Here is a 22242-nt window from a genome sequence, read left to right on the forward strand (position 1 = left end):
GTATGAAGAAATTTGTGATGGCCGGTTTGGCCGGAACTGTGGCAGGTATTCTTGCGACTACGCAGATCGCAGGCCCACTGCTGGCGCAAGAGGCTGTGAACAAGGCCAGCGTCTATGAACAGCTTGACCTGTTCGGTGACATTTTTGAACGCATCCGTGCGCAATATGTCGAAGAGGTCGAGCCTGAAGAACTTATCGAGGCGGCAATCGATGGTATGCTGACCTCTCTTGATCCGCATTCCAGTTATCTGTCGCCCGATGATGCCGAACAGATGCGCGTGCAGACCCGGGGCGAGTTCGGTGGACTGGGTATTGAGGTCACGCAGGAAGACGGTTTTGTCAAAGTCGTGTCTCCCATCGACGACACACCCGCTGACGAGGCCGGGATCGAAGCCGGAGATTTCATCACACATGTGGATGGCGAAAGCATTCTGGGCCTGACGCTGGACAAGGCGGTGGATCTGATGCGGGGGCCGGTCGGCTCCGAGATTGTTATTACCGTCGTGCGCGAAGGCGAACCTGATCCCTTCGATGTCACCATTATCCGTGACACGATCAAGCTGACCGCCGTTCGCGCCCGCACCGAAGGCACAAGTGTCGTCCTGCGGGTAACGACCTTTAATGATCAGACTTTCCCCAACCTACAGGAAGGGTTGAAGGAACAGATCGAAGAAGCTGGTGGCATCGACAAGGTCAATGGTGTCGTACTGGACCTGCGCAACAACCCGGGCGGTCTGTTGACGCAGGCCATCAAAGTTTCGGATGCGTTCCTGAACGAAGGGGAAATCGTCTCGACCCGTGGACGGGACCCGGAAGAGGGTGAGCGTTTCAACGCCACCCCCGGCGATCTGGCGGAAGGCAAACCCATTGTCGTGTTGATCAATGGTGGTTCGGCCTCGGCATCTGAAATCGTCGCGGGCGCGCTACAGGATCATCGCCGGGCCATCGTCGTCGGCACCAAGAGCTTCGGCAAAGGGTCGGTTCAGACGGTGATGCCGCTGCGGGGTGATGGTGCGATGCGCCTGACCACGTCCCGGTATTATACCCCATCGGGGCGGTCGATTCAGGCTCTGGGTGTCAGCCCTGATATTATCGTGGAACAACCCCGTCCGGCGCCAGAACCGGAAGAGGAAGAAACCAACGCCCGTTCGCGCTCCGAGGCCGATCTGCGCGGCAGCCTTAACAATGACAGCCTGAGCGAAGATGAGATCCGCCAGATAGAAGAAGATCGCGCCAAGGCCGAGGCAACCGCAGAACTGAGGGAAGAGGATTACCAGCTGGCCTATGCCATCGATATCCTGAAGGGACTATCGGCCTTCAACCCCAACGGGCCGTCACAGTAAAACGGTAAGGGCTGCGGGTGTCGCAGCCCTTGGCTCCCGACTTCAGCTTTCGATCCGGTGCAGTTTCTTTTCGTCGAGAAGCAGCGCCAGAACGAGACCGACCGAGACGGACAAGGCCGAAAAGACGAAAGCCATACTCATCCCGCTGTCAAACGCCGCCGACAATGCCCGTTGAACCGTCTCTGCCTCGCTGGATGACAACCGGCTTATTACCGCGTGGGCGGACGGTGTATCAAGTGTTCCGCCATTGATCGTGCGAAGCTCTGCTTCGGTCAACTTGATGCCCGAAGCGGCCACATACTGGCGAAGCTCAGACAGGCTGACGACGTACATGATGGCCGTGGCACAGGCGACAGAGATTGCGCCGTAAACCAGGTGGGTCATGAAACTCAGGCCGCCAACCAGCCCAGCCCGTTCCGGCTTTACGGCGCACATTGCAGCAGTGCCTGACGGCCCAACCGTCAAAGTTGCGCCCAGCCCGATCATCGCCATGCCGGGCAGGATGCGAAAGTACCCCAGATCACCGGGCAGCACGACAATGGTCGCAGCGCCGATCGTTGCGATCAGATATCCCCAAAACAGCAGCCGCTTGGGGCCGAAATCATTGTAAAGCGTACCCGAAACAATTGATCCCACGGCAAGCAACACGGTCAGCGGCGCCAAGCCCAGTGCCGATTCAAACGTCGACCAGCCCAGCACCTTTTGCATGTATTGGGGAAAATACAGCAGCCCCACAAATGCCGCGGACACGTTGAACATGTTCAGGCCAAGGGTGATGCGAAACTCGCGGTTTTGCATCATCTGCGGCAAAAGCAGTGGCTCTGTCACGCGTTTCTCGACTTTGGGGAACAGAATGAAAAGCGCAGCGCTGGTGAAAAACAGCATCAACAACGGGACGGACGTCCACCCCCAGTCCGCGCCCACATCCAAACCGTAAAGCAGCAGCAAAACGGCAAAAGACAACACACCCATCCCGGCGAGGTCGAGGTGTTCATCCGGTTTGTGCTGTGCTTCGCGCTCCATCAGGATCAGCGCGGTGGCCATCGAAATGCAGGAAAAGACCACATTGGCGAGGAAAAAGTAGCGCCACTCTCCCAAGTTCACGGCCAATCCGCTGATCATCGGACCAAACACGTTTCCGGTGGTCACACCTGCCAGAATTAACCCCATCACCAAGGCTCGATGTTCTGGCTTTGATACTTTGGTTGCCCCGAAGGCCAGCGTGCAGGGCCATACACAACCCGCGCCGATGCCTTGCAGCGCACGCGCAATGACAAGAAAATCAAGACTGGGCGAAACAAAGCACATGACTGAGGAAAACAGAAAGATCGACAGGCCAAAAAGCATCATCCTGCGGTGGCCGTACATGTCGCCAAGTCGCCCGCCTGCGACCATGGTCATGGCAAAAAACAAGGCATAGATGTTCAGAACCCATTGGGTGCTGGTGATATCGGCGTCAAAGCTGCTTTCGATCGCAGGCACCAGCATCAGGGCGCCGGTAAAATCAATACCGATACCAAATCCGGTAACCATCAAAGCAATGACTTTGACTATGCTGCTGCGATCCATGATAAGGCGCGATCCGTTCAGAAAACGCCAATGATGCACGAATTTTGAAAGATTGACAGGAAAACCAGCCGGAACGGATCAGGGGTCGTCGCGGCAGATCCGGCGGAAAGCGCGTTTCAGCATATCCAGTTCAGCCCGCAGCAAATCAATTTCGGCCCTTAAGTCATCTGCGGCGGGCTCACCGGCAATCACCGTGAAGCTTCCCAGTTTCTCGGTCGTGGCTGCATCTGCAACGACGAACGTGTGCACGCCTTCGGATAGGGCTGCAACAGGCACCTGTATGCGCAAGTCCCATCCGTCTGCTGCGGGCGACAGGTCAACATTGCTCAGGGTTTCGCCCTGATAGCTTACCTCGGGGTTAGGCGTACTGCTGGCTTGAATGTGACCTTGCCAGATTCCGTTTTCGAACCGTATGAAGGTTAGCTTGGTCTGCGTCATGACTGATCTTCTCACAAATCGGCGCGATGAAAACGGCAAAACGTAAGATCCCGCACCACCATGCGATTCATCTCGGGCGTTTCAAAAATCAAATCCAGCCAGATTTTTTCGATCCTGCGCTCATTCAGGGGGAGATGCGCCAGATCAAAATCCACGGCCTTTGATACCTCGCCGGGATCAAGGCGTCGCAACACCTGTTCCATATTGGGCCCGTGCTGAATGTTGAGGCGCGCGAAAACGCCCGATGGCTTTTCACACTCGATCAGGGTTTCCAGCCTCACAAGATGCTCGCGCGTCAGGTGAATTGCAGCGTCCTCAGGCAATTCAACCGAAACGGACAGGAAGGACCCCCCAAAGCTGAAAGCCTCGATCACGAGACTGAACGGAGCCAAATCTCTGTCCTCTCTGTTTCGGACTTGCCGCACGGCAATTTCAGAAAACGGGCAATCGTGGAACACGCTGACCTGACTGTCCAGGACGGTCTTTCGCGGTGCCGAAGCCACACCCGGTTGCGTGAGGGGCGCACGCCATAGGTCGGGACGGCAGCTCCAGTCTGTTCCGACGGGTTTGGGAAACTGTGTGGACCCAATCGTCGGCCGGATCAAGCGACTGTCTGCCTGCTGAATTAAATGATCAAGATGCCTGCGCAAACTGCGGGCCTGATCCCGTTGCAAGCGCAAATCTGCCTGGCTGGCATACGGCGCCTGATGCGCGGCCCGACGCCAGCGCCCCAGAGTCTTGCGATGAATATAGCGATCCAGAATCCTGCCCATGGCCACGTCGTCCGATAATGCCCGGCCTTAGTCAAGGACAACGGCATGAACAAAACCGTAATAACGGAATTGCTATCGAAGCCTTGTGTTTTCCTGTTGGGGTCTGACCACAATTTGGATAGGCGCAACATGCTGAAACTGAACCGGTCTATTCTTGCAATGTACCGGGTCAGTGCTTACCGTTTGGCTCCTGCAAAGTGGGTCATCCCAAGAACAGCCACACAACAGTTTAGCGCATGACAAGGCCAGGTTATGGAGTCCACTTTATTTGCCTTCATTTGGAAATATTCGAAGAAACAGCAACTTGTTCTACTTCTGCTGACGGTCCTGTCGTTCCCGTTTCTTTACGCCTCGCTGGAACTTCCCAAACAGATCATCAACGACGCAATCGGCGCGCCGGGTGACACGGTAACCATCTGGAACTTCACCGTGACGCAGGTTCAGTATCTAATGATACTGTGTGTTGCGTTCCTGGCGACGGTGATCGTGAGCGGTGTCATGAAGATGCGCATCAACACGATGAAGGGCGTCCTTGCCGAGCGCATGCTGCGGCGCCTGCGCTATACGTTGTTTCAACGGTCGATGCGGTTTCCGAAATCCTATTTTGCGACCACCAGCCAGGGTGAGCTAGTATCGATGATCACGTCCGAGGCCGAACCGATGGGTGGCCTGATGGGGGATGCCATCGCGCAGCCGGTTTTCCAGTTCGGCCAGATGATGACGATCGTCACCTTCCTGTTCATGCAAAGCGTTTGGTTCGGACTTGCCAGTATCGCGCTGATCCCGCTTCAGGCCTGGCTGATCCCCAAGCTTCAGCGGCAGATCAACCTTCTAAACAAGGACCGCATTCAGGAAGTTCGACGTCTGAGCTCGGAGATCGGCGAAACTGCGGCAGGTATCAGCGATCTGCGTACCAACGGAGGGTGGCGCTATCGCCTTGCGCAATTCAGCCATCGGCTAGGGAAACTGTTCGAGATCCGTTTCAAGATCTACAACAAAAAATTCTTCATGAAGTTCCTTAACAACCTGATAACTCAGATGACACCCTTCCTGTTTTATTCAGTGGGAGGATATCTGGCGATTACCGGTGAGGTGACCGTAGGTGCGCTGGTTGCCGCATTGGGCGCCTACAAGGATCTGAGCGGCCCATGGAAGGATCTGCTGACCTATTACAACCAGGTGCAGGACATGTCTTTGCGTTGGGAAATCGTCACCGAAAGATTTGCGCCTGACAACATGATACCGGAAGAGCTGTTCGAGGGAGAACCTGAAACCATCCCGCGTCTGACTGGCGACATCGAGCTGCGAAATGTGACGGTTCGCGACAGCGATGGGAAAACCGTTCTCGAAGATCTTGATCTGACCATTCCGCGTGGCGCGCGCGTCGCAATTCAGTCTGGACAGGCGTCGGAACGCAGTGCGTTGGGACAGCTTTTGACTCGTGAGGTGTTGCCGGCTCAGGGTGAGGTGATAATAGCGGGGCATAATCTGCGGGGTCTGCATCAGGCCGTCATCGCGGCCCGGATCGGCTATGCCTATTCGCGCCCTTACCTGTTTGACGGCACATTGGGCGACAACCTCATGATGCCTTTGCGCACGCATCCACGACATCAAGCAGATATGCTCAAGGCCCCGACGCGGTGGCAGATCGAAGCTGTTCGTGCAGGCAATTCGCCGGATTCTCTGGACGATGAATGGATTGACCCGGGTCTCGCCGGTCTTGACGATATCGACGACATACGTGACTGGTGGTTCCAGCTGGTGGAAGCGATGGGCATCGACGAGTTCATGTTCCGCCGCACTTTGCGTACGCAGTTCGACCCGGAAATTCACCCGGTCCTGGCACAGGAAGTTGTCAATTTACGAGGGACCATCGCCGAGCGCCTGGCAGAAAAGGGGCTTGATCGATATGTGTACCGTTTCGACCCTGATCGCTTTAACCCGGCAGTTCCGCTGGGCGGAAACTTGTTGTTCGCGGCGCCATCCAAGGACATTTCTCCGGATATACTGGCGGGTGACGAACGGTTCGTTCAGATGCTCAGCGCCCATGATCTGGTTGACGACGTGATCAGCATTTCTCAGGCCGTCATGGACACGCTCAGCAAGACCTTCGGGCGGGACGGGGCGGATCACCCGCTTTTCCTGAGGCTTGGCATGTCCAAGGACATGTATCACAAATTGCTGGATATCGAAGAACGGCGCAAAGCCAAGGGTGATATGGCCGTAAGCGACCAGGAGCGCGCATTGCTATTGACGGTACCGTTCCTGTTGACGGCCGAGCAGATCGGCCCAAACTTCCCGGAAGAATACAAGGAAAAGATTCTTGCCATCCGCAAAAGTCAGGCTAAGCGGCTGCTGGACGCGATGGGCGGCATGTTCATGTCAGTTGCGCCGGACATCTATGTGCCACGTCTGACCGCGATGGAAAATGCGATCTACGGCCGGGTTTCGTTGATGGCCGGTGCACACGCGGACGAAATAGAAGACGTTGTGGCCGAAGCCATGAACGAAGCCGGCCTGCGACGCCGTGCAGCTGCCATCATCTACGATCTGCCAGCAGGCCTGGGCGGGAACAATCTGCCGACCGTCTTTCAGGAGCGTGCCGCATTCTCACGCGCGGGTATCAAACGGCCTGACGTCCTGATTCTGGACAGGGCCCTGGCAAGTCACGATTCCGAAAGCCGGTTGCGCACCCGCCTGAAACTGCGGGAATTGTTGCCGGATTCCATTATGATCTTTATGGAAGATCACTTTGCACATCCCGAAGCGTATGATCTGTTTGTGGAAATCAAGGATGGCCGTATCGATGGTGTGTCACGATCCAAATCCCCGCAAGAAGACAGCACGTCGGACGATCTGAGCCGCAAGCTCGAAATCATTTCGGCGACCGAGTTGTTTTCCGGCGTGGATGGCCGCAACCAGCGGTTGTTGGCGTTCTCAGCGCAATGGTACGAAGCAGCAGCGGGGCAAGTCATTTTCTCGCGTGGTCAGGTGCCCGACGCGGCGTATCTGTGCGTCTCAGGGCAGGCCAGGCTGGACTGGCCCACGGATGATGGAAAAAAACGCCCGATCTCGATCATTGAACCCGGGCGGCTGATCGGTGATCTCTCGATCATAACAGGAGAGCCCAGACAACTGGATCTGGTCGCCACCGAAGATTGCAGGTTCCTGCGTATCGGCGCCGAGGAACTGCGTGCCGTGGTCGAAAGCGACGCTTCGGTTGCTACGCAATTGCTACAGACTGTTGCGGGATATCTGACTACGTTGTCCACAAGAATCAATGCGGCGCAGAACCCCGAGGAGCTGCTCCCGACGATTACGGATCAGGCGATTCAGGAAAGCACGGGTGAAAATGCCTAAAGCATATTCCGCTCATGACCATCTGGTCGAAACCGCACGCGGCAAACCGGAAATCTGGCGCCTGTTGCTGGGGCTCTTGCTGGTTGCCGTGCTGGTCAGCGTTCTGAACATGGTATTTTTTACCGTGGTTGCCGGGATGGGTCCGGAAAACTGGGCGCAGACGCTTCTGTTGGGCGGTTCACCCCTCGCGCTGCTGTTGCTGTTGGCCAGTTTCGGATCCATCATTCTGGGCGTGGCCGTCGCCGCGCGGCAGGTTCAGCACAGGTCTTTGGTGTCCATCGTGGGCGGGTACCGATTGGCTGCGGGCCAATTCCTTAAAGTGTTGAAAGCACTTCTTATTTTGGGCGTTGTCGGGTTCCTGCTGCCGCCTTATGGCTTTGGCGGATCTCTGTCGCAGAACCTGCCATTGTCAACTTGGCTTCTTCTTTTGCCGGTTTCGGCCTTGGTTGTTCTGGTGCAGACCAGCGCCGAAGAGCTGTTGTTCAGAGGCTATATTCAGCAAACCCTGGCAGCCAGATTCCAATCGCCTGTCATCTGGATGGGGGTACCATCCATCCTGTTTGCAATTGGACATTACACACCGGACACGGCTGGCGACAACGCGTTGCTGATTGCGCTGTGGGCTTGCGTTTTCGGTCTGCTGACATCGGACCTAACGGCACGGGCGGGAACATTGGGGCCAGCTATCGCCTTGCATTTTTTCAACAACATCATTGCGTTGCTGTTCATCTCGTTGCCGGATAACCTGAACGGACTGGCGCTGTACACCCTTCCGTTTGATGCATCTGATGCCGAACAGCTTCGTCCCTGGCTTCTGGTGGACCTTGCCGTGATGTTCGTTTGCTGGCTGGCCGCGCGACTTGCGCTCAGGCGTTGATTGCAATTCCTTCCGTGGCGTCCTATTTGACGTCAACACCGCACAAGCCAAGGTTCCGACATGAACTGGATCACAAACTACGTCCGCCCCCGGATCAACTCGATCTTCTCACGCCGCGAAGTGCCTGAAAACCTCTGGCACAAATGCGACGAATGCGGAACGATGCTGTTCCATCGCGAGCTGGCGGAAAACCAGAATGTCTGCACACAGTGCGACCACCACATGGCGATCACACCGCGTGAGCGGTTCAAGCACTTGTTTGACGGCGGCATCTTTACCGAACTTGAAGTGCCCGCGCCAAAAGACGACCCGTTGCAATTCCGCGATCAGAAGAAATACCCCGACCGCATGAAAGCAGCGCAGAAGAAGACCGGCGAAAAGGAAGCCATGCTGGTTGTCTTGGGTGAAATTGGCCGCACCCCCATTGTGGCCGCCGCGCAGGACTTTTCGTTCATGGGCGGATCGATGGGCATGTATGTCGGCAACGCGATCATCGCCGCCGCGCAGGAGGCGGTAAAACTCAAACGGCCGCTGATCCTGTTCTCGGCAGCCGGGGGCGCCCGTATGCAGGAAGGTATCCTCAGCCTGATGCAGATGCCGCGCACCACCGTGGCAGTCGAGATGCTGAAGGAAGCCAACCTGCCATATATCGTGGTGCTGACTCATCCGACAACCGGTGGCGTTACTGCGTCTTATGCGATGCTGGGCGATGTCCATATCTCGGAACCCAATGCGCTGATCTGCTTTGCCGGACCTCGCGTGATCGAGCAGACGATCCGCGAAAAACTGCCCGAAGGCTTTCAACGCGCCGAATACCTGCTGGATCACGGGATGCTGGACCGTGTCACCAGACGTACCGAAATGCGCGATGAACTGATTACCATCACGCGGATGCTGATGAATCTGCCGCCGGCGATCATGGGCGATCTGCCGGCACCGGAACCAACCGACGCAACAGAACTCCCCGCCGAAGAGACAGATCAGAAATGACGGCCAGGACGTCCGACGCCATCCTCGACCGGATGATGGCGCTGCACCCCAAGATCATTGATCTGACCTTGGACCGTGTCTGGCGTCTGCTGGCGGCATTGGACAATCCGCAGTTGAAATTGCCGCCGGTCATTCATATTGCCGGGACCAACGGCAAAGGCTCGACTCAGGCGATGATCAGAGCGGGTCTAGAAAGGGCAGGGCGCTCGGTACACGCCTATACCTCGCCGCATCTGGCCCGTTTTCATGAACGTATTCGATTGGCCGGAGAGCTGATCTCGGAGCCAGAACTGACGGCGGTTCTGGATGAATGCTACGCTGCGAATGGCGGCGAAAACATCACTTATTTCGAGATCACAACATGCGCCGCCCTGTTGGCCTTTTCCCGCGCCAAGGCAGATTTCACATTGCTCGAGGTCGGGCTGGGTGGGCGCCTGGACGCCACAAACGTGATCGAAAACCCGGCCGTCACGGTTATTACCCCCGTATCCATCGACCATGAACAGTTCCTGGGTGATACTTTGGGCAAGATCGCGGCGGAAAAAGCGGGCATCATCAAGCCCGGCGTTCCGTGCATTGTCGGCCCGCAACAGGACGAAGCGCTTGAGGTCATCGAATACACGGCCGCCCGATTGGGTGCGCCTTTGTTGGTTCATGGTCAGCACTGGCACGTGCAGGAAGAAAACGGGCGTCTGATCTATCAGGACGAAACCGGTTTACGGGATGTGCCTCTGCCCAACCTTCTGGGCGCACATCAGATTCAGAATGCGGGCGCAGCGTTGGCTGTTCTGCGCCATCTGAACATGGGCGACGACGCATACGAAGCTGCCGTGACCAAGGCCGAATGGCCGGCGCGAATGCAGCGTCTGAAATCCGGCCCGCTTGTCGATCAGGCGCCGCATGCCGAGATTTGGCTGGATGGTGGTCACAACGCCGCCGCCGGAATCGCGTTGGCGGATGTACTGACGAACCTGCCGCAAAAACCCACGCACATGATCTGCGGCATGCTCAACACCAAGGATGTGACAGGGTATCTTGCACCTCTGGCAGAGAAAGCGACAAGTCTGACAGCCGTGTCCATTCCGGGTGAGACCGCAACGCTCAGCGCGGAAGAAACCGCTGCGGCTGCGGCCAGGGTCAACCTTCCCGCATCCACCGCCGACAGCGTGGCGGACGCATTGAAAGTGATTGCGGACAATGACCCGCAGGCGCGGGTTCTGATCTGCGGCTCGCTCTATCTGGCTGGGAAAATTCTGCAAGAAAACGCGTAGGCGCGTGCCAACCTCATGATCTGGCTGACACTGTCTTGGATGGGGCGCGGGCGATACGGGCGGATCAGTGTCCCTGTCGCCCCCAATCCTGATCCTGCATTTCACGCAGGCGTGATGCCGTGCGTTCAAATTCGAAGGTTCCTTCGCCTTCGACATACAGCATCTCGGGTTCCGCTGCAGCCGAGCAGATCAAACGCACCCTGGCTTCGTAAAGCGCATCAATCAGGGTGACAAAACGTTTGGCCTCGTTGAAATTGTTGCGCGACAGGCGTGGGATGTCCTCAAGCACGAGCACTTTTACCTCTTCGGCGATCGCCAGATAATCACCCGGCCCAAGCATGCGGCCACACAGATCATAGAATGAAGCCCGCGCGACCCCGTTGCGAAAGGCGGGCAATTCAACGGCCCGGCCTTTGACGTGCAGCACAAGCGGATCAGCGGGTCCACCGGCAAGATCTGTCCAGACTTCTCTGATCTTCTGCCGGGCTTCTGGGCCAATCGGAGTGAAATAGACCGGGGCACCCTCCAACCGGTTCTGCCGATAGTCCGTCGGCGACACCAATTCCCACACCTGCAACTGCTCTTTGATATGCGCGATGAACGGCAGGAACAGCTGCCGGTTCAGCCCATCCTTGTACAGATCGTCGGGATGCCTGTTCGACGTGGTAACCACGACCACGCCGCCTTCGTGCAACAAGTCAAACAGCCGCCCGACAATCATTGCGTCCGTAATGTCGGTGATCTGCATTTCGTCAAACGCGAGCAAGCGAACTGAATTGACCACCTCTTTCGCCACCGGTGCCAGGGCATCCTCGACATTCTGTTGCCGGGCCTTGTGCATTCCGGCGTGAATTTCCTGCATGAAAGCGTGAAAATGCACGCGTCGTGCCGGGATATTGCCCAGCGTATCGACGAACATGTCCATCAGCATGGATTTCCCACGCCCGACACCGCCCCACAGGTACAACCCTTTGGGTGGCGGAGGCGCCTTGCGGAAGAGCCCGCGTTTGACCGGCTTGGACAGCGCCGCCCGGATGCGTTCGAATTGGGGCAGAACGGCCTCTTGCGCGTCGTCGCGTGTCAGCGTTCCGTCCGCGATGCGGGCCTCGTAAAGCGAAATAAGATCCGTCATGAATCCGAGCCTTACCCGTCGCCTCGGCCGTTGAAAAGAAGCCATTTTTGGCGACACATCAATTTTGTTTATCCGTGACCGCAAATCTGCTGAATTGACGGTGACACCAAAAGTAATACGGTCCTTCGGACGTTACGCCTGAGGTTCCATGCCCCGATCCGCCCGCTTGTTGAATCCGATTCTGATTGTCGGATGTATCATCATCACGGTCAGCTTCGCCGTTCGTGCGTCGTTCGGCGTATTCCAGATTCCGATAGCCGATGAGTTCGGCTGGCTGCGGACCGATTTCTCGATGGCGATTGCAATTCAAAACCTGGCCTGGGGCATCGGGCAGCCGATCTTTGCGGCGATTGCCGAAAAGGTGGGCGACCGCCGAGCCATCATCCTCGGCGCTCTCACGTACGCGGCTGGCATGGTGCTGACGGCGTGGTCCGTTACACCGTTCGAGCATCAGATATACGCGTGGCTGGTGGGTTTCGGCATCGCCGGGACCGGGTTTGGCGTGGTTCTGGCGGTTGTCGGACGCGCGTCCACCGATGAAAACCGGTCCATGTCGCTGGCCATCGTTACTGCTGCGGGCAGCTTTGGGCAGGTTCTGGGGGCGCCGACCGCTGAATGGCTGCTGACTTTCCTGCCCTGGCAGCAGGTTTTTGTCGTGTTTGCCGCGGCAATTCTTGCCCTTGTGCTGACCTTGCCCTTCATGCGTGCACCACAGCCCGTTTCGAAGGCAGAGATGCAAGAAAGCATGAGCGAGATTCTGGGAAAGGCGTTCCGCGACCCTTCCTATGCGCTGATATTTCTGGGTTTTTTCAGCTGCGGATACCAGCTGGGCTTCATCACCGCGCATTTCCCGGCTTTCGTGGCCGAGATGTGTGGACCAATCCAGCCCGGAGGCGTACTGCATTCCATCGGGATCACCTCTACATCCGCACTTGGTGCGGTGTCGATTTCATTGATCGGTCTGGCCAATATCGGCGGCACGCTACTGGCGGGTTGGGCCGGCAACCACTTTCCGAAAAAATACCTTCTGGCAGCGGTTTATACGGGCCGGACGATTGCAGCGGCTTTGTTCATCGTGTTCCCGATCACACCCCTTACGGTCATCGTGTTCTCGCTGGTGATGGGATCGCTTTGGCTGGCCACCGTGCCGCTGACCTCGGGGCTCGTCGCGCATCTATACGGTCTGCGTTATATGGGAACGCTCTATGGCTTTATCTTCTTGAGCCACCAGATCGGCAGCTTCCTGGGCGTCTGGCTTGGCGGACGCATGTATGACCAGTATGGCGACTACAATATGGTTTGGTGGATCGGGGTCGCGATCGGTGCCTTCAGCGCCATAGTCCACCTGCCGATCCGCGAGAACCGGTCAGCAGTTCCTGCCTGAGGCACATCGACACGCCACAGGCAGGGAACCAATCGGGCAAAGGCGTTACCGAAGTTCGGCCTCGGTATTGCCGCCATCCACCGTCACGACATGACCGGTGGTGCGTTCCATCAGCGCCAGCGCAACAAAGGCGTTCGCGACATGCTTCGCCTCGACTTCGCGGCCCAGCAGGTTGCCTGACATATAGGTCTCCTCGGAAACGCCACGTGCGGCAGCGCGTTCCTGAATGAAACCATCCGTCAGCAGGCCAGACCGAATTCGATCTGCATTCACCCCGTTTACACGGATTCCATATTCGGCCAATTCAAGCGTCAACTGGCGCAACAGGAACAGTGTGGCGGCTTTTGGCGTACCATAGGCCCCCATGTTCCGGCCCGGGTTGATCGCCTGTTTGGAGATATTGAACAGGATCTGACCGCCGCGGCCCTGAGCTTGCATCACTCGGGCAGCCTGCGTCGCAAATGCCTTATGCGCGAAGAAATTCAGTTCAAAAGCCGCGCGGAATTCGTCGTCACCAAGATCCAGCAAAGCGCCCGAAGTCGCCGACCCGGCATTCGATACCATTACATCGATCCCACCAAACCGGTGTATCGCCGCCGCAATCGCGGCATCTGCGGCGCCTCTCTCGGTTACGTCGCAGGCATATGTCGAATGCCATGTGCCAAGGGTCGATTTGGCCTTGGCCAACGCCCGTTCATCCCGGTCCACCAGAACGACATTTGCACCGGCATCAGCAAAGGCCTTGGCGGTTGCCAGACCTATCGCCCCTGCACCACCGGTCACCATCACAATCTTGCCCTGAAGCGGAGGTGGTGAGCTTTTGCCCAGCTTCGCCTGTTCCAAGGACCAGTATTCACAATCAAAGCGATCTTTTTCATTGATGGGAAAAAAACCGCCCGCGTCTTCGCCCACTGATCGCACCCGCAGGTTTTGTTCCGCAAGATCTGCCGCGGCCGAGGCAGCCTTTGCGTTCGGGCCCATTCCCAGGATCCCCACGCCCTCGATCCACGCATGCTTGGGGTCTTGAGGCAGCAGTTTCTTGCGTTCGTCGGCCTGCGGCGCCTGCCGTTCAAAATACGCCCGATAGTCTTTGGCAAACTCTTCGACCTTTGCCTTGATCCGAGACCGCCCCCCAGACAAATCCGACGCGCGCAATACAAGCGGGCAGCCTTTTGTCCGTAATACGTGATCCGGCGACGCCATGCCCCGCTGGGCCAATGAATCAATATCCGGACGATCGAAAAACTGCATGACATCCGGCCCGTTGCGGAGGTCAAAAATCGGCATCGGGTCATCCCGTTGGGCCGCCACTTCGGCGATGACCCCGCGCAGGATCGGCAATACCTCAAGATTCTCAGCCGGATCGCGACGGCCAATTGTCGTCAGGTCCTTCATCCCGAAATAGGCAGCAACCTCGTTGGTATGCGCCACGATCCGGTCATAGCTTTCCTGCGCCGTCGCGCCGAACGTGAAATGTCCGTGCTGAAGCAGCAGAAGCCCTTCGACATTCGGGTTTTCTTCAAATACCTCGGCCGCCTTTTTGGCCAGCCCGAAGCCAGGCATGATGTAGGGCACAATGCCCAGTCGGTCGCCAAAAATCTCGCGGCAGACGTCCTCGGCATTTGGCAGATTGGCGAGCACCAGAAAGGGTGTCGCATGCGTGTGATCCACATATTTGTGCGGTAAAAATGCATGCAACAGAGTTTCTACAGAGGGGTTCGGAGAACCCGAATCCAACAGATTGGCGCGCTGAACATTGACCATCTGTGCATCTGACAGATGGTCCAATGCGCGCAGTTTCATCAAAGGATCTAGCCACACGCCCGGCAAGCCCGGTGCCTCGATGCTGTCCAGATCCCACCCAGATCCCTTGACATGCAGAACGCGCTGTGGATCGCCAAACAGATCAGGGCGTTCCAGTTTGACCGACGTGTTGCCTCCCCCGTGCATCAGGAGGTCCGGGTTCTGACCGATCAGCCGCGAGGTATAGACACGTTCGCCCAGTTCCTGATCTGCGGGGTCTGTTCCGGCCCGGTCACGCCATTTCCGTGCCTCGTCGGCCCTGTACCAGTTTTCAATCATCATTCATTCTCAGCAAGTTAAGCGGGTGCATGATCCGCGTGGGCGATTGCACAATTCAAGACTGTGCTAAACAAAGTGTTAACCAGCCCGTTCGGGAAACAACCGGGCAAGCCCGTCAGCAGACGCCTCGCTGACGCCGCGCTCGGTGATAAGCCCTGTCACCAGCCGGTTTGGGGTGACATCAAAGGCAGGATTGCCACCTTCCGTGCCGTCTGGCGTCACGCGTACATCCGAGATGTTCCCCTGCCCATCAACCCCCATGACATGGGAGACTTCCCTGGAATCACGTTCTTCGATCGGGATTTCGGCCACACCGTCGCGAACGGTCCAGTCAATCGTAGGAGAGGGAAGGGCGACATAAAATGGCACACCGTTGTCCCGCGCAGCCAAAGCCTTTAGATAGGTCCCGATCTTGTTGCAAACATCACCTTGGGCCGTGGTTCGGTCCGTGCCCGTAATCACCAAATCAACCAGGCCGTGCTGCATCAAATGACCGCCGGCATTATCCACGATGTAGTGGTGGGGAATGCCATGTTCGCCCAATTCCCAGGATGTCAGTGCGCCCTGGTTGCGCGGTCTGGTTTCATCCACCCAGACGTGCAAGGGGATGCCCGCGTCATGTGCGTGATACATCGGGCTTGTGGCCGTGCCCCAATCCACAGTCGCCAGCCATCCCGCATTGCAATGCGTCAGCAACCGAACCGGCTCACCGGCGGGTTTTCGGGCCGCGATATCCTTGATCAGTTCCAACCCGTGCCGGCCGATTGCGGCGTTGATCTCGACATCTTCGTCTGCAATCTCCTGCGCCAGCGACCAGGCGCGCTCGGCGCGGTCACCCGGAGCAAGCGGCATCAGCGCTTCTCGGCATCTGTCCAATGCCCAGCGCAGGTTGATTGCCGTGGGTCGGGTTGCATGTAAAACGTCATACGCGGCGTCAAACGAGGCTTCTGAGCTGTCCCGAGACATCTGCTCGGCAATTCCAAACGCAGCGGTCGCGCCTATCAAAGGTGCGCCCCTGACCCACATATCCCGTATCGCAGCTGCAAATTCATTAAGCGTTTTCAGGGTTACGACCCGAAAATCATGCGGCAACCACCTTTGGTCGATGATCCGAACCACGCCTGCCGGTTTGTCCCACCAAATAGACCGATAATGGGTGCCTTGTACTTTCATAACGCAGTCTCCGTATTCGAAAAGCCTGATCGGAATTCAAGCACAGGGTGCGTTCTAATGAGGTACTTGTAAACGGGCGTTTCGGAATTCGGGTCAGTATTTGATCTAGCAAAAGGAATGATCATCCCTTTCTGGCGGCACGTATTTCCCGTTCCAAGGCGTCCAGAAACCGCGAGCGGTCGGCTTTACCGAAGGGTCGCCCACCGCCGCCGGTTCCCAACGGATTGGCCGCGCGCAGATCGGCCATCAAGTCACGCATTGCCAGTTGTTGGCCAATATTCGCCGCGGTGAAGGTTTCACCATTGGGGCGCAGCACGCGTGCGCCTGCTTCGACGCATTTTGCGGCCAAAGGGATGTCGGACGTTATGACGACATCCCCTTCTCCACAGCGTTCGGCAATCCATTTGTCGGCCTCATCCGCGCCTTCGGAAACGACAATGACCTGCACCAGCGGGTTGGCCGATGGACGAAGCCCGCCATTGGACACCAGCGCCATCGGCACCTTGTGCCGCGTCGCGACCCGTTCGGCCTCGGCTTTTACAGGACAGGCATCGCCATCGACATACAGCGTCGTCACGCCTTCTTTGCCTCTTTCTTTGCCGGCTCCACCGGTTTCTTTTTGACCTTGAATTCCTCGGGTATGGGCATGCGGTTGAACGCATCCAGGCCCGCGATTTTATACGCTTCGGCAAGTGTCGGGTAGTTGAACGTGTTCTGAACGAAGTAGTCCACCGTACCTTTCAGGTTCAGCACGGCCTGCGCAATATGGATCAACTCCGTCGCGCCTTCACCAACGATCTGGACACCCAGCACCCTGCGGGTCTTGAGCGAGAACAGCATTTTCAACATGCCGTGTTCCAGCCCCATGATATGTCCGCGTGACGTCTCGCGGAATCGCGCGACACCGACCTCGTAGGGGATGTTGCGCTCCTGCAATTCTTCTTCCGACATTCCGCAGGTTGATATTTCGGGCACTGAATAGATGCCATAGGGGTACCACGGGCTTTCCGGCAGCGTGGGCGTTTCAAGGGCGTGACAGGCAGCCACGCGCCCCTGCTGCAAAGAGGTTGATGCCAGCGAAGGATGTCCGATCACATCGCCCGTGGCATAGATATGCGGAACCGCCGTTTGATATGTCTTGCGGTCTACCTTGATCCGGTTGCGGTGGTCCGTCTCCAGCCCGACGGCATCCAGATTGAGTTTGGACGTCGCCCCCATGCGTCCGGCCGCAAACAGAAGCATTTCAGCGCGAACGTGGCGACCGTTTTCAAGGGTCACTTCCACATGTTCACCGGCGTCTTCAATCTTCTCGACAGCCGAGCCCAAACGCAGGTCGACACCGTTTTCCCGGATCTGATGGGTAAAGTCGTGGATCAACCGGCTGTCGATGAAATCCAGAAACGTGTCGCGGGGTTCAATCAGCGTCACACGCACGTCCAGGGCTGAAAACATCGTGGCATATTCCACGCCAATGACCCCGGCACCGATAACGACCAGCGAGCGCGGAATCTCTGCCATTTCCAGAAATTCGTCACCATCCACCACCGTCTTGCCGTTGAACGGGACATAATCCGGGCGATAGGTTTTCGTACCTGTCGCAATCAGGAACTTCGCGGCCGTCACACGCGTTGTTTCCCCGGCATCGGTTGCGACCTCTACTTCGTGCGGCCCGGCAAATCTGGCCAGACCGTCCAGGGTTTCGACATGGTTCCTGTTGAACTGATGTTCCAACACGTCGACTTCATGGTCGAGGGTCATATGCAGGCGGGCTTTCAAGTCTTCTGCCCGGATCTGATCCTTTACCCGGTATGAACGCCCGTAAAAGCTGCGCTCGCGCCAGCCCGACAGGTTCAGAACCGTTTCGCGCAGGGTCTTGGACGGAATCGTGCCGGTGTGGACAGAGACGCCACCAAAACGGTCTTTGCGGTCGATGACCAGCACACGCCGTTTCAGTTTGCCTGCCTGAATCGCCGCAGAACGCCCAGAAGGCCCCGACCCTATGATGATCAGGTCATAATCGTAATTGCTCATCCCTCAGTCTCCGTACAGTGCCTCGGCATGGAAGATGACGTGATCTTCCATAAACGTGGACACAAAGAAGTACGAATGATCGTAACCCGGCTGGAAGCGATACGTCGCTTGCTGGCGGCGTTCGGCGATGGCTTGCGCCAACGCTTCGGGGCGCAAAAGGTCCATGAATTGATCGTTTGCACCTGTGTCGATCAGGATCGGACCGTCAAAGCCGGTTTTCTTCATCAACACGGACGCATCGTGTTTTGCCCAAAGCGTTTCGTCGTCACCAAGGTAGGCGCTCAGCTGTTTGCGTCCCCAATCCGCTCCGGTCGGGTTCGAGATCGGCGCAAAGGCTGACACCGAACGGAAGCGTCCGGGCAGGTTCATGGCAAGCGTCAGGGCGCCGTGCCCCCCCATGGAATGGCCCGTTATGGCCTGGCGTTCGCTGTCGATGGCGAAGTTTTCGAACAGCAGGGCGGGCAGCTCTTCGGCGACATAGTCCCACATCCGGAAATGCGGCGCCCAGGGTTCCTGTGTCGCGTTCACATAGAACCCTGCGCCCTGACCCAGATCATAATCTTCATGATCTGCGACGCCGTCACCACGCGGCGAGGTATCCGGAAACACCACGGCGATCCCTTGTTCCGCGGCCCACGCCTGAGCCCCGGCCTTGGTCATCGCGTTTTCATGGGTGCAGGTCAATCCCGACAAATACCAAAGAACCGGGACCGGGCCGTCCTTGGCCTCGGCTGGAAGAAACAGGCCAAAAGTCATGTCACACTTGCACGACGAAGAGGCGTGGCGGTACACGCCCTGCACACCGCCAAAACAGGCATTTTCCGAAAGGGTTTCCATCAGGCACCGTCCTTGTTTTCGAGTCGCAACATGGCTAACGATCCGCGGACCCGGCGTAAAGTCTGTGCGCCTTCGTTGAGAGTATTTTTCGAAAAGGTGAAGGTCAGAATGTGCCCGCCCAGGCGATCACCATCGGCACGGTGAGAATACTGACGATTGTGGATAGAAGGATTGCCGCCGACGCGCGATGCGGGGCAATGCCGTAATGCGCGGCCAGCATGTAAACATTGCCCGCAACGGGCAAAGCAGCGGCAGAGATGGCAACAGTTGCGGGAAAAGTATCAATCGGTATCAGCCATAACAGAGCGACCGCAACGCAGGCCGGATGGATCGCCAGTTTGCAGAAGCTCAACCATGCCGCGATCTGGACACGTTCAGCCGACTTGTCTGCCAATGACGCGCCAATGGCGAACAATGCACCCGGAGTCGCTGCACCACCGAGAATGATCAGAAAATCGCCAAGAGGTTCAGGAACAGGCAATTGCAGCGAGGACCAGATGAGACCGGCCGAGATGGATACGATCATGGGATTGCGGACCAAACCCATTCCGATCAACTTGAAGGTGGTCGGGGTCAGTTTGCCGTCACGGCCGCCATTGATCAGGATCACGATAAGGGAAGAGAACACGACCAGATCGACGGTCAGAACCAGCATCACGGGCCCGATCGCAGCCTCGGAGAACAAAAGGGAAAGCATGGGCAGCCCGAGGAACCCGACATTGCCGATGGCCGCGCACTGAGCCTCGACCGCAGCGGTCGGAATGTCGAGCTTGCGCAGCCAGGCGATGGCCGACGCCAGAACGTAAACGGTCATGGTTCCCAGCAGATATCCAAGGATGAGCCGGGCATTGAAAATCTCGGCAAAGGGAAGGGTGGCGGCAAAGCGAAACAGCATCGCCGACAGCGCAAAGAAAAAGACGAACTTGGTCAGATATGCCGTTGCTTCAGCCGTGAAAAAACGCGTGCGCCCCGCCCAAAAGCCCAGGCCGATAATCGCGAAAAACGGAAGGGTGCGCAGAAAGATTTCGACCATGGGCCCAGTCCTAGCACGGTTTGAACGCGCTGCAAGTACCCGACATCAAAGCAAATGCAACCTCCGCTTCGCTGGAATATTTGAGAATCGTTGTATCTAAACCGAGCGGTTTATAAACTGGCGCAGCTATCGATCGAGGAGAAGACATGACCCAGACCGCCACCATCCTGCGCACCGGCCGTAAATTCGACCAGGTTCTGCGCGGGGCTCGAGAGGTTTTCATGGCGGATGGGTTTGAAGGGGCAAGTGTGGATGACATTGCCCGCGCGGCGGGCGTGTCAAAAGCAACGCTGTACAGCTATTTCCCGGACAAGCGCCTTTTGTTCATGGAAGTGGCCCAGACAGAATGCTGCCTGATGGCCGAGCGGGTCATCTCGATGATCGACGAAACCAAACCCGCCCGCGAAGTGCTTCAGATCACGGCGACGCAATTGACGGCCTTCCTTGTGTCGGATTTCGCGCAGCAGGTTTTCAGGATCTGCGTTGCCGAGCGCGACCGGTTTCCCGAGCTTGGCCGTGCGTTTTACGAGGCAGGGCCGCAAAACGGCCAGCGACAGATGGCCGAGTATCTGGAAAAAGCCGTGGCCAAGGGCGAATTGGCCATTGATGATGTACATATCGCTGCCGAGCAGTTTTCCGAACTGTGCAAAGTGCGGATCTGGACCCGGGCGGCTTTTGGCATTCAGAACACGTTCACCCAGGAAGAAATAGATCAGGTCGCTGCTCAGGCCGTTGACATGTTTCTTGCCCGTTACGGGGTCTGACCCACAAAAGTGATGGCCCGCGCCCGGAACAGGGGCGCAGGCCATCGCTCACTCACCAAAACACTCGATACACAACAGTTTAAAGCTGCAAGTCTTTTAAAACCCTTTACTCGAAGAAAGTTCTGGCCTGACGCTCGCTGACAGGCTGTGCCAGATATGCAATCACTGCGCGTTCGCTTGTGTTGACGAACAGGTCTGCGGGCATGCCGGGGACCAAGTCCAAAGCCGCCACTTCGTCGGATTGCCGATCGTTCAGTTTGACCCGGGTCTTGAAATTGCACTCGCCAGTGCGTTCGTCCTCCAATGCGTCGGCTGAGATATTAAAGATTGAACCTCGGGCCTCGGACACATCGGCCTGCGCAAAAGCCGACAAACGAATCCGTGTGGCCTGACCGATTTTCAGCTTGTTGACGTCACCAAGTCTAATCCGGCCCGAAATCGCCGAATTGCAACCGATAAGGATGTCGTCGCCGCCTTAACCGTTCTGCGGATCAACGCCGACCGCGCCGTTCAGCGCATTGGTCAGATCGCTGCCGACAATCACGTCGCCATCAGCCGAGTCAATGACGTACTTAGTTGAAAACAGTCCATCGGTTTCGACCTGGTTCGAGATCACGTCCTGACCGATGACACCGAGCCCCCTGATGCGTTCACGTTCAGCGTGGCGCCTGCCTCCGCCAGCGATTCCTGTACAACCGGGCCGTTTCGGCCGACCGGCACATTGTGCAGATGGATGGCCGAAACCGCGCCGGGGATGGGTGTGTTCAGGTCAGCTTCGCTCCGACCGACAACGCTCAGTTCGCTGGAATACGAGATTTCTCCGGTCGCCGAATTCCGGGTGATGACTACGGTCGCGTGGCCGGTGACCTTGCTGTCCAAGGCCGGCCCGGGCTCTTGCTCTGCGTTCAGGCTGCCGCTCAGGGTGACGGTGCGAATGTCACCCTTGGCCAACCAGATCAAAAAACTTGAACAGGAATTGGGAACCGATCTGTTCCTGCGCCTCAACAACGATGTGCCCCGACAGTGTACGGTGCCCGTGTCGTTGAACAGGCTGGGCGCCTTCTGAACGATGCGCGGAAAATCCGTGACACCGCGACCGAGTTCCGCGACCCCGAAGCAGTTCCTTTGACTGTCGGAATGACTCCGACTTAGGCCCCTTATCTGACCGGGTATCTCTGAACCCTT

The 22242-nt window shown here is 57.4% G+C and carries 20 protein-coding genes; 7 read left to right on the forward strand and 13 right to left on the reverse strand.

The window, feature by feature from the left end:
- Window positions 1-2: 2 nt before the first annotated feature.
- Window positions 3-1343, forward strand: coding sequence for a S41 family peptidase (locus ACR0LI_RS08945; RefSeq protein ID WP_171119151.1), 1341 nt, complete (start codon window positions 3-5; stop codon window positions 1341-1343).
- Window positions 1344-1385: 42 nt separating this feature from the next.
- Here the strand turns inward: ACR0LI_RS08945 and ACR0LI_RS08950 are convergent, their stop codons facing one another.
- The 3 genes from ACR0LI_RS08950 to ACR0LI_RS08960 all read right to left on the reverse strand — a co-directional run bounded on the left by ACR0LI_RS08950 (window position 1386) and on the right by ACR0LI_RS08960 (window position 4123).
- The gene (locus ACR0LI_RS08950) at window positions 1386-2912 is read right to left on the reverse strand and encodes an MFS transporter (RefSeq protein ID WP_171636219.1); all 1527 of its coding nucleotides are present in this window, start codon (window positions 2910-2912) and stop codon (window positions 1386-1388) included.
- 78 nt (window positions 2913-2990) lie between these two features.
- On the reverse strand, window positions 2991-3350 hold the full coding sequence (locus ACR0LI_RS08955) for a hypothetical protein (protein WP_171636217.1): 360 nt from the start codon (window positions 3348-3350) through the stop codon (window positions 2991-2993).
- Between the two features lie 11 nt (window positions 3351-3361).
- Window positions 3362-4123 carry a DUF6478 family protein gene (locus ACR0LI_RS08960; RefSeq protein WP_171636215.1) on the reverse strand — a complete coding sequence of 254 codons (762 nt, stop codon included), beginning with the start codon at window positions 4121-4123 and terminating at the stop codon, window positions 3362-3364.
- Between the two features lie 252 nt (window positions 4124-4375).
- Here ACR0LI_RS08960 and ACR0LI_RS08965 point away from each other — a divergent pair, with 252 nt between their 5' ends.
- The 4 genes from ACR0LI_RS08965 to ACR0LI_RS08980 are packed head-to-tail and all read left to right on the forward strand — an operon-like array spanning window position 4376 to window position 10621.
- Window positions 4376-7483, forward strand: a complete 3108-nt coding sequence (locus ACR0LI_RS08965) for an ABC transporter transmembrane domain-containing protein (protein WP_480718367.1) — start codon at window positions 4376-4378, stop codon at window positions 7481-7483.
- Window positions 7476-8360 carry a CPBP family intramembrane glutamic endopeptidase gene (locus ACR0LI_RS08970; protein ID WP_480718467.1) on the forward strand — a complete coding sequence of 295 codons (885 nt, stop codon included), beginning with the start codon at window positions 7476-7478 and terminating at the stop codon, window positions 8358-8360. The genes ACR0LI_RS08965 and ACR0LI_RS08970 overlap by 8 nt, the downstream gene beginning before the upstream one ends.
- Before the next feature lie 60 nt (window positions 8361-8420).
- Window positions 8421-9350, forward strand: a complete 930-nt coding sequence (gene accD / locus ACR0LI_RS08975; protein ID WP_209833845.1) for an acetyl-CoA carboxylase, carboxyltransferase subunit beta — start codon at window positions 8421-8423, stop codon at window positions 9348-9350.
- Window positions 9347-10621, forward strand: coding sequence for a bifunctional folylpolyglutamate synthase/dihydrofolate synthase (locus ACR0LI_RS08980; protein ID WP_171636209.1), 1275 nt, complete (start codon window positions 9347-9349; stop codon window positions 10619-10621). The genes accD and ACR0LI_RS08980 overlap by 4 nt, the downstream gene beginning before the upstream one ends.
- Window positions 10622-10685: 64 nt before the next feature.
- On the opposite strand, the gene zapE is transcribed toward ACR0LI_RS08980, so the two are convergent.
- Window positions 10686-11753, reverse strand: coding sequence for a cell division protein ZapE (gene zapE / locus ACR0LI_RS08985; protein WP_171636208.1), 1068 nt, complete (start codon window positions 11751-11753; stop codon window positions 10686-10688).
- A 148-nt stretch (window positions 11754-11901) separates the two neighbouring features.
- Between zapE and ACR0LI_RS08990 the strand changes: the two genes are divergently transcribed.
- The gene (locus ACR0LI_RS08990; protein WP_171723820.1) at window positions 11902-13137 is read left to right on the forward strand and encodes an MFS transporter; all 1236 of its coding nucleotides are present in this window, start codon (window positions 11902-11904) and stop codon (window positions 13135-13137) included.
- 45 nt (window positions 13138-13182) lie between these two features.
- Here ACR0LI_RS08990 and ACR0LI_RS08995 read toward each other — a convergent pair whose 3' ends face one another.
- From ACR0LI_RS08995 to ACR0LI_RS09020, 6 genes are all read right to left on the reverse strand, one after another.
- Window positions 13183-15222: a bifunctional aldolase/short-chain dehydrogenase gene (locus ACR0LI_RS08995; protein WP_480718368.1), complete on the reverse strand. Its 2040-nt coding sequence runs from the start codon at window positions 15220-15222 to the stop codon at window positions 13183-13185.
- Between the two features lie 75 nt (window positions 15223-15297).
- The gene (gene mtnA, locus ACR0LI_RS09000) at window positions 15298-16392 is read right to left on the reverse strand and encodes an S-methyl-5-thioribose-1-phosphate isomerase (protein ID WP_480718369.1); all 1095 of its coding nucleotides are present in this window, start codon (window positions 16390-16392) and stop codon (window positions 15298-15300) included.
- A 121-nt stretch (window positions 16393-16513) separates the two neighbouring features.
- A complete protein-coding gene (locus tag ACR0LI_RS09005) occupies window positions 16514-16969 on the reverse strand; it encodes a YaiI/YqxD family protein (protein ID WP_171119171.1) in 456 nt (151 codons plus the stop codon).
- On the reverse strand, window positions 16966-18423 hold the full coding sequence (sthA, locus tag ACR0LI_RS09010; protein ID WP_480488249.1) for a Si-specific NAD(P)(+) transhydrogenase: 1458 nt from the start codon (window positions 18421-18423) through the stop codon (window positions 16966-16968). The genes ACR0LI_RS09005 and sthA overlap by 4 nt, the downstream gene beginning before the upstream one ends.
- Window positions 18424-18426: 3 nt before the next feature.
- Window positions 18427-19260 carry an S-formylglutathione hydrolase gene (fghA, locus tag ACR0LI_RS09015; protein ID WP_480718370.1) on the reverse strand — a complete coding sequence of 278 codons (834 nt, stop codon included), beginning with the start codon at window positions 19258-19260 and terminating at the stop codon, window positions 18427-18429.
- Window positions 19261-19363: 103 nt separating this feature from the next.
- On the reverse strand, window positions 19364-20293 hold the full coding sequence (locus ACR0LI_RS09020) for an AEC family transporter (protein ID WP_480620219.1): 930 nt from the start codon (window positions 20291-20293) through the stop codon (window positions 19364-19366).
- A gap of 146 nt (window positions 20294-20439) precedes the next feature.
- Here ACR0LI_RS09020 and ACR0LI_RS09025 point away from each other — a divergent pair, with 146 nt between their 5' ends.
- The gene (locus ACR0LI_RS09025) at window positions 20440-21057 is read left to right on the forward strand and encodes a TetR/AcrR family transcriptional regulator (protein WP_171169500.1); all 618 of its coding nucleotides are present in this window, start codon (window positions 20440-20442) and stop codon (window positions 21055-21057) included.
- Between the two features lie 106 nt (window positions 21058-21163).
- On the opposite strand, the gene ACR0LI_RS09030 is transcribed toward ACR0LI_RS09025, so the two are convergent.
- The 3 genes from ACR0LI_RS09030 to ACR0LI_RS09040 are packed head-to-tail and all read right to left on the reverse strand — an operon-like array spanning window position 21164 to window position 22017.
- Window positions 21164-21520 (reverse strand): beta-barrel domain-containing protein, encoded by a 357-nt coding sequence (locus ACR0LI_RS09030; protein ID WP_480491359.1) that lies wholly within the window; start codon window positions 21518-21520, stop codon window positions 21164-21166.
- A 12-nt stretch (window positions 21521-21532) separates the two neighbouring features.
- Complete coding sequence (locus ACR0LI_RS09035) at window positions 21533-21673, reverse strand: hypothetical protein (RefSeq protein WP_480488244.1); 141 nt, start codon at window positions 21671-21673, stop codon at window positions 21533-21535.
- On the reverse strand, window positions 21670-22017 hold the full coding sequence (locus ACR0LI_RS09040; protein WP_171723814.1) for a CHRD domain-containing protein: 348 nt from the start codon (window positions 22015-22017) through the stop codon (window positions 21670-21672). Before ACR0LI_RS09040 ends, ACR0LI_RS09035 begins: the two co-directional genes overlap by 4 nt.
- Window positions 22018-22242: the final 225 nt, after the last annotated feature.

The organism is Ruegeria sp. CL7 (assembly GCF_056536445.1).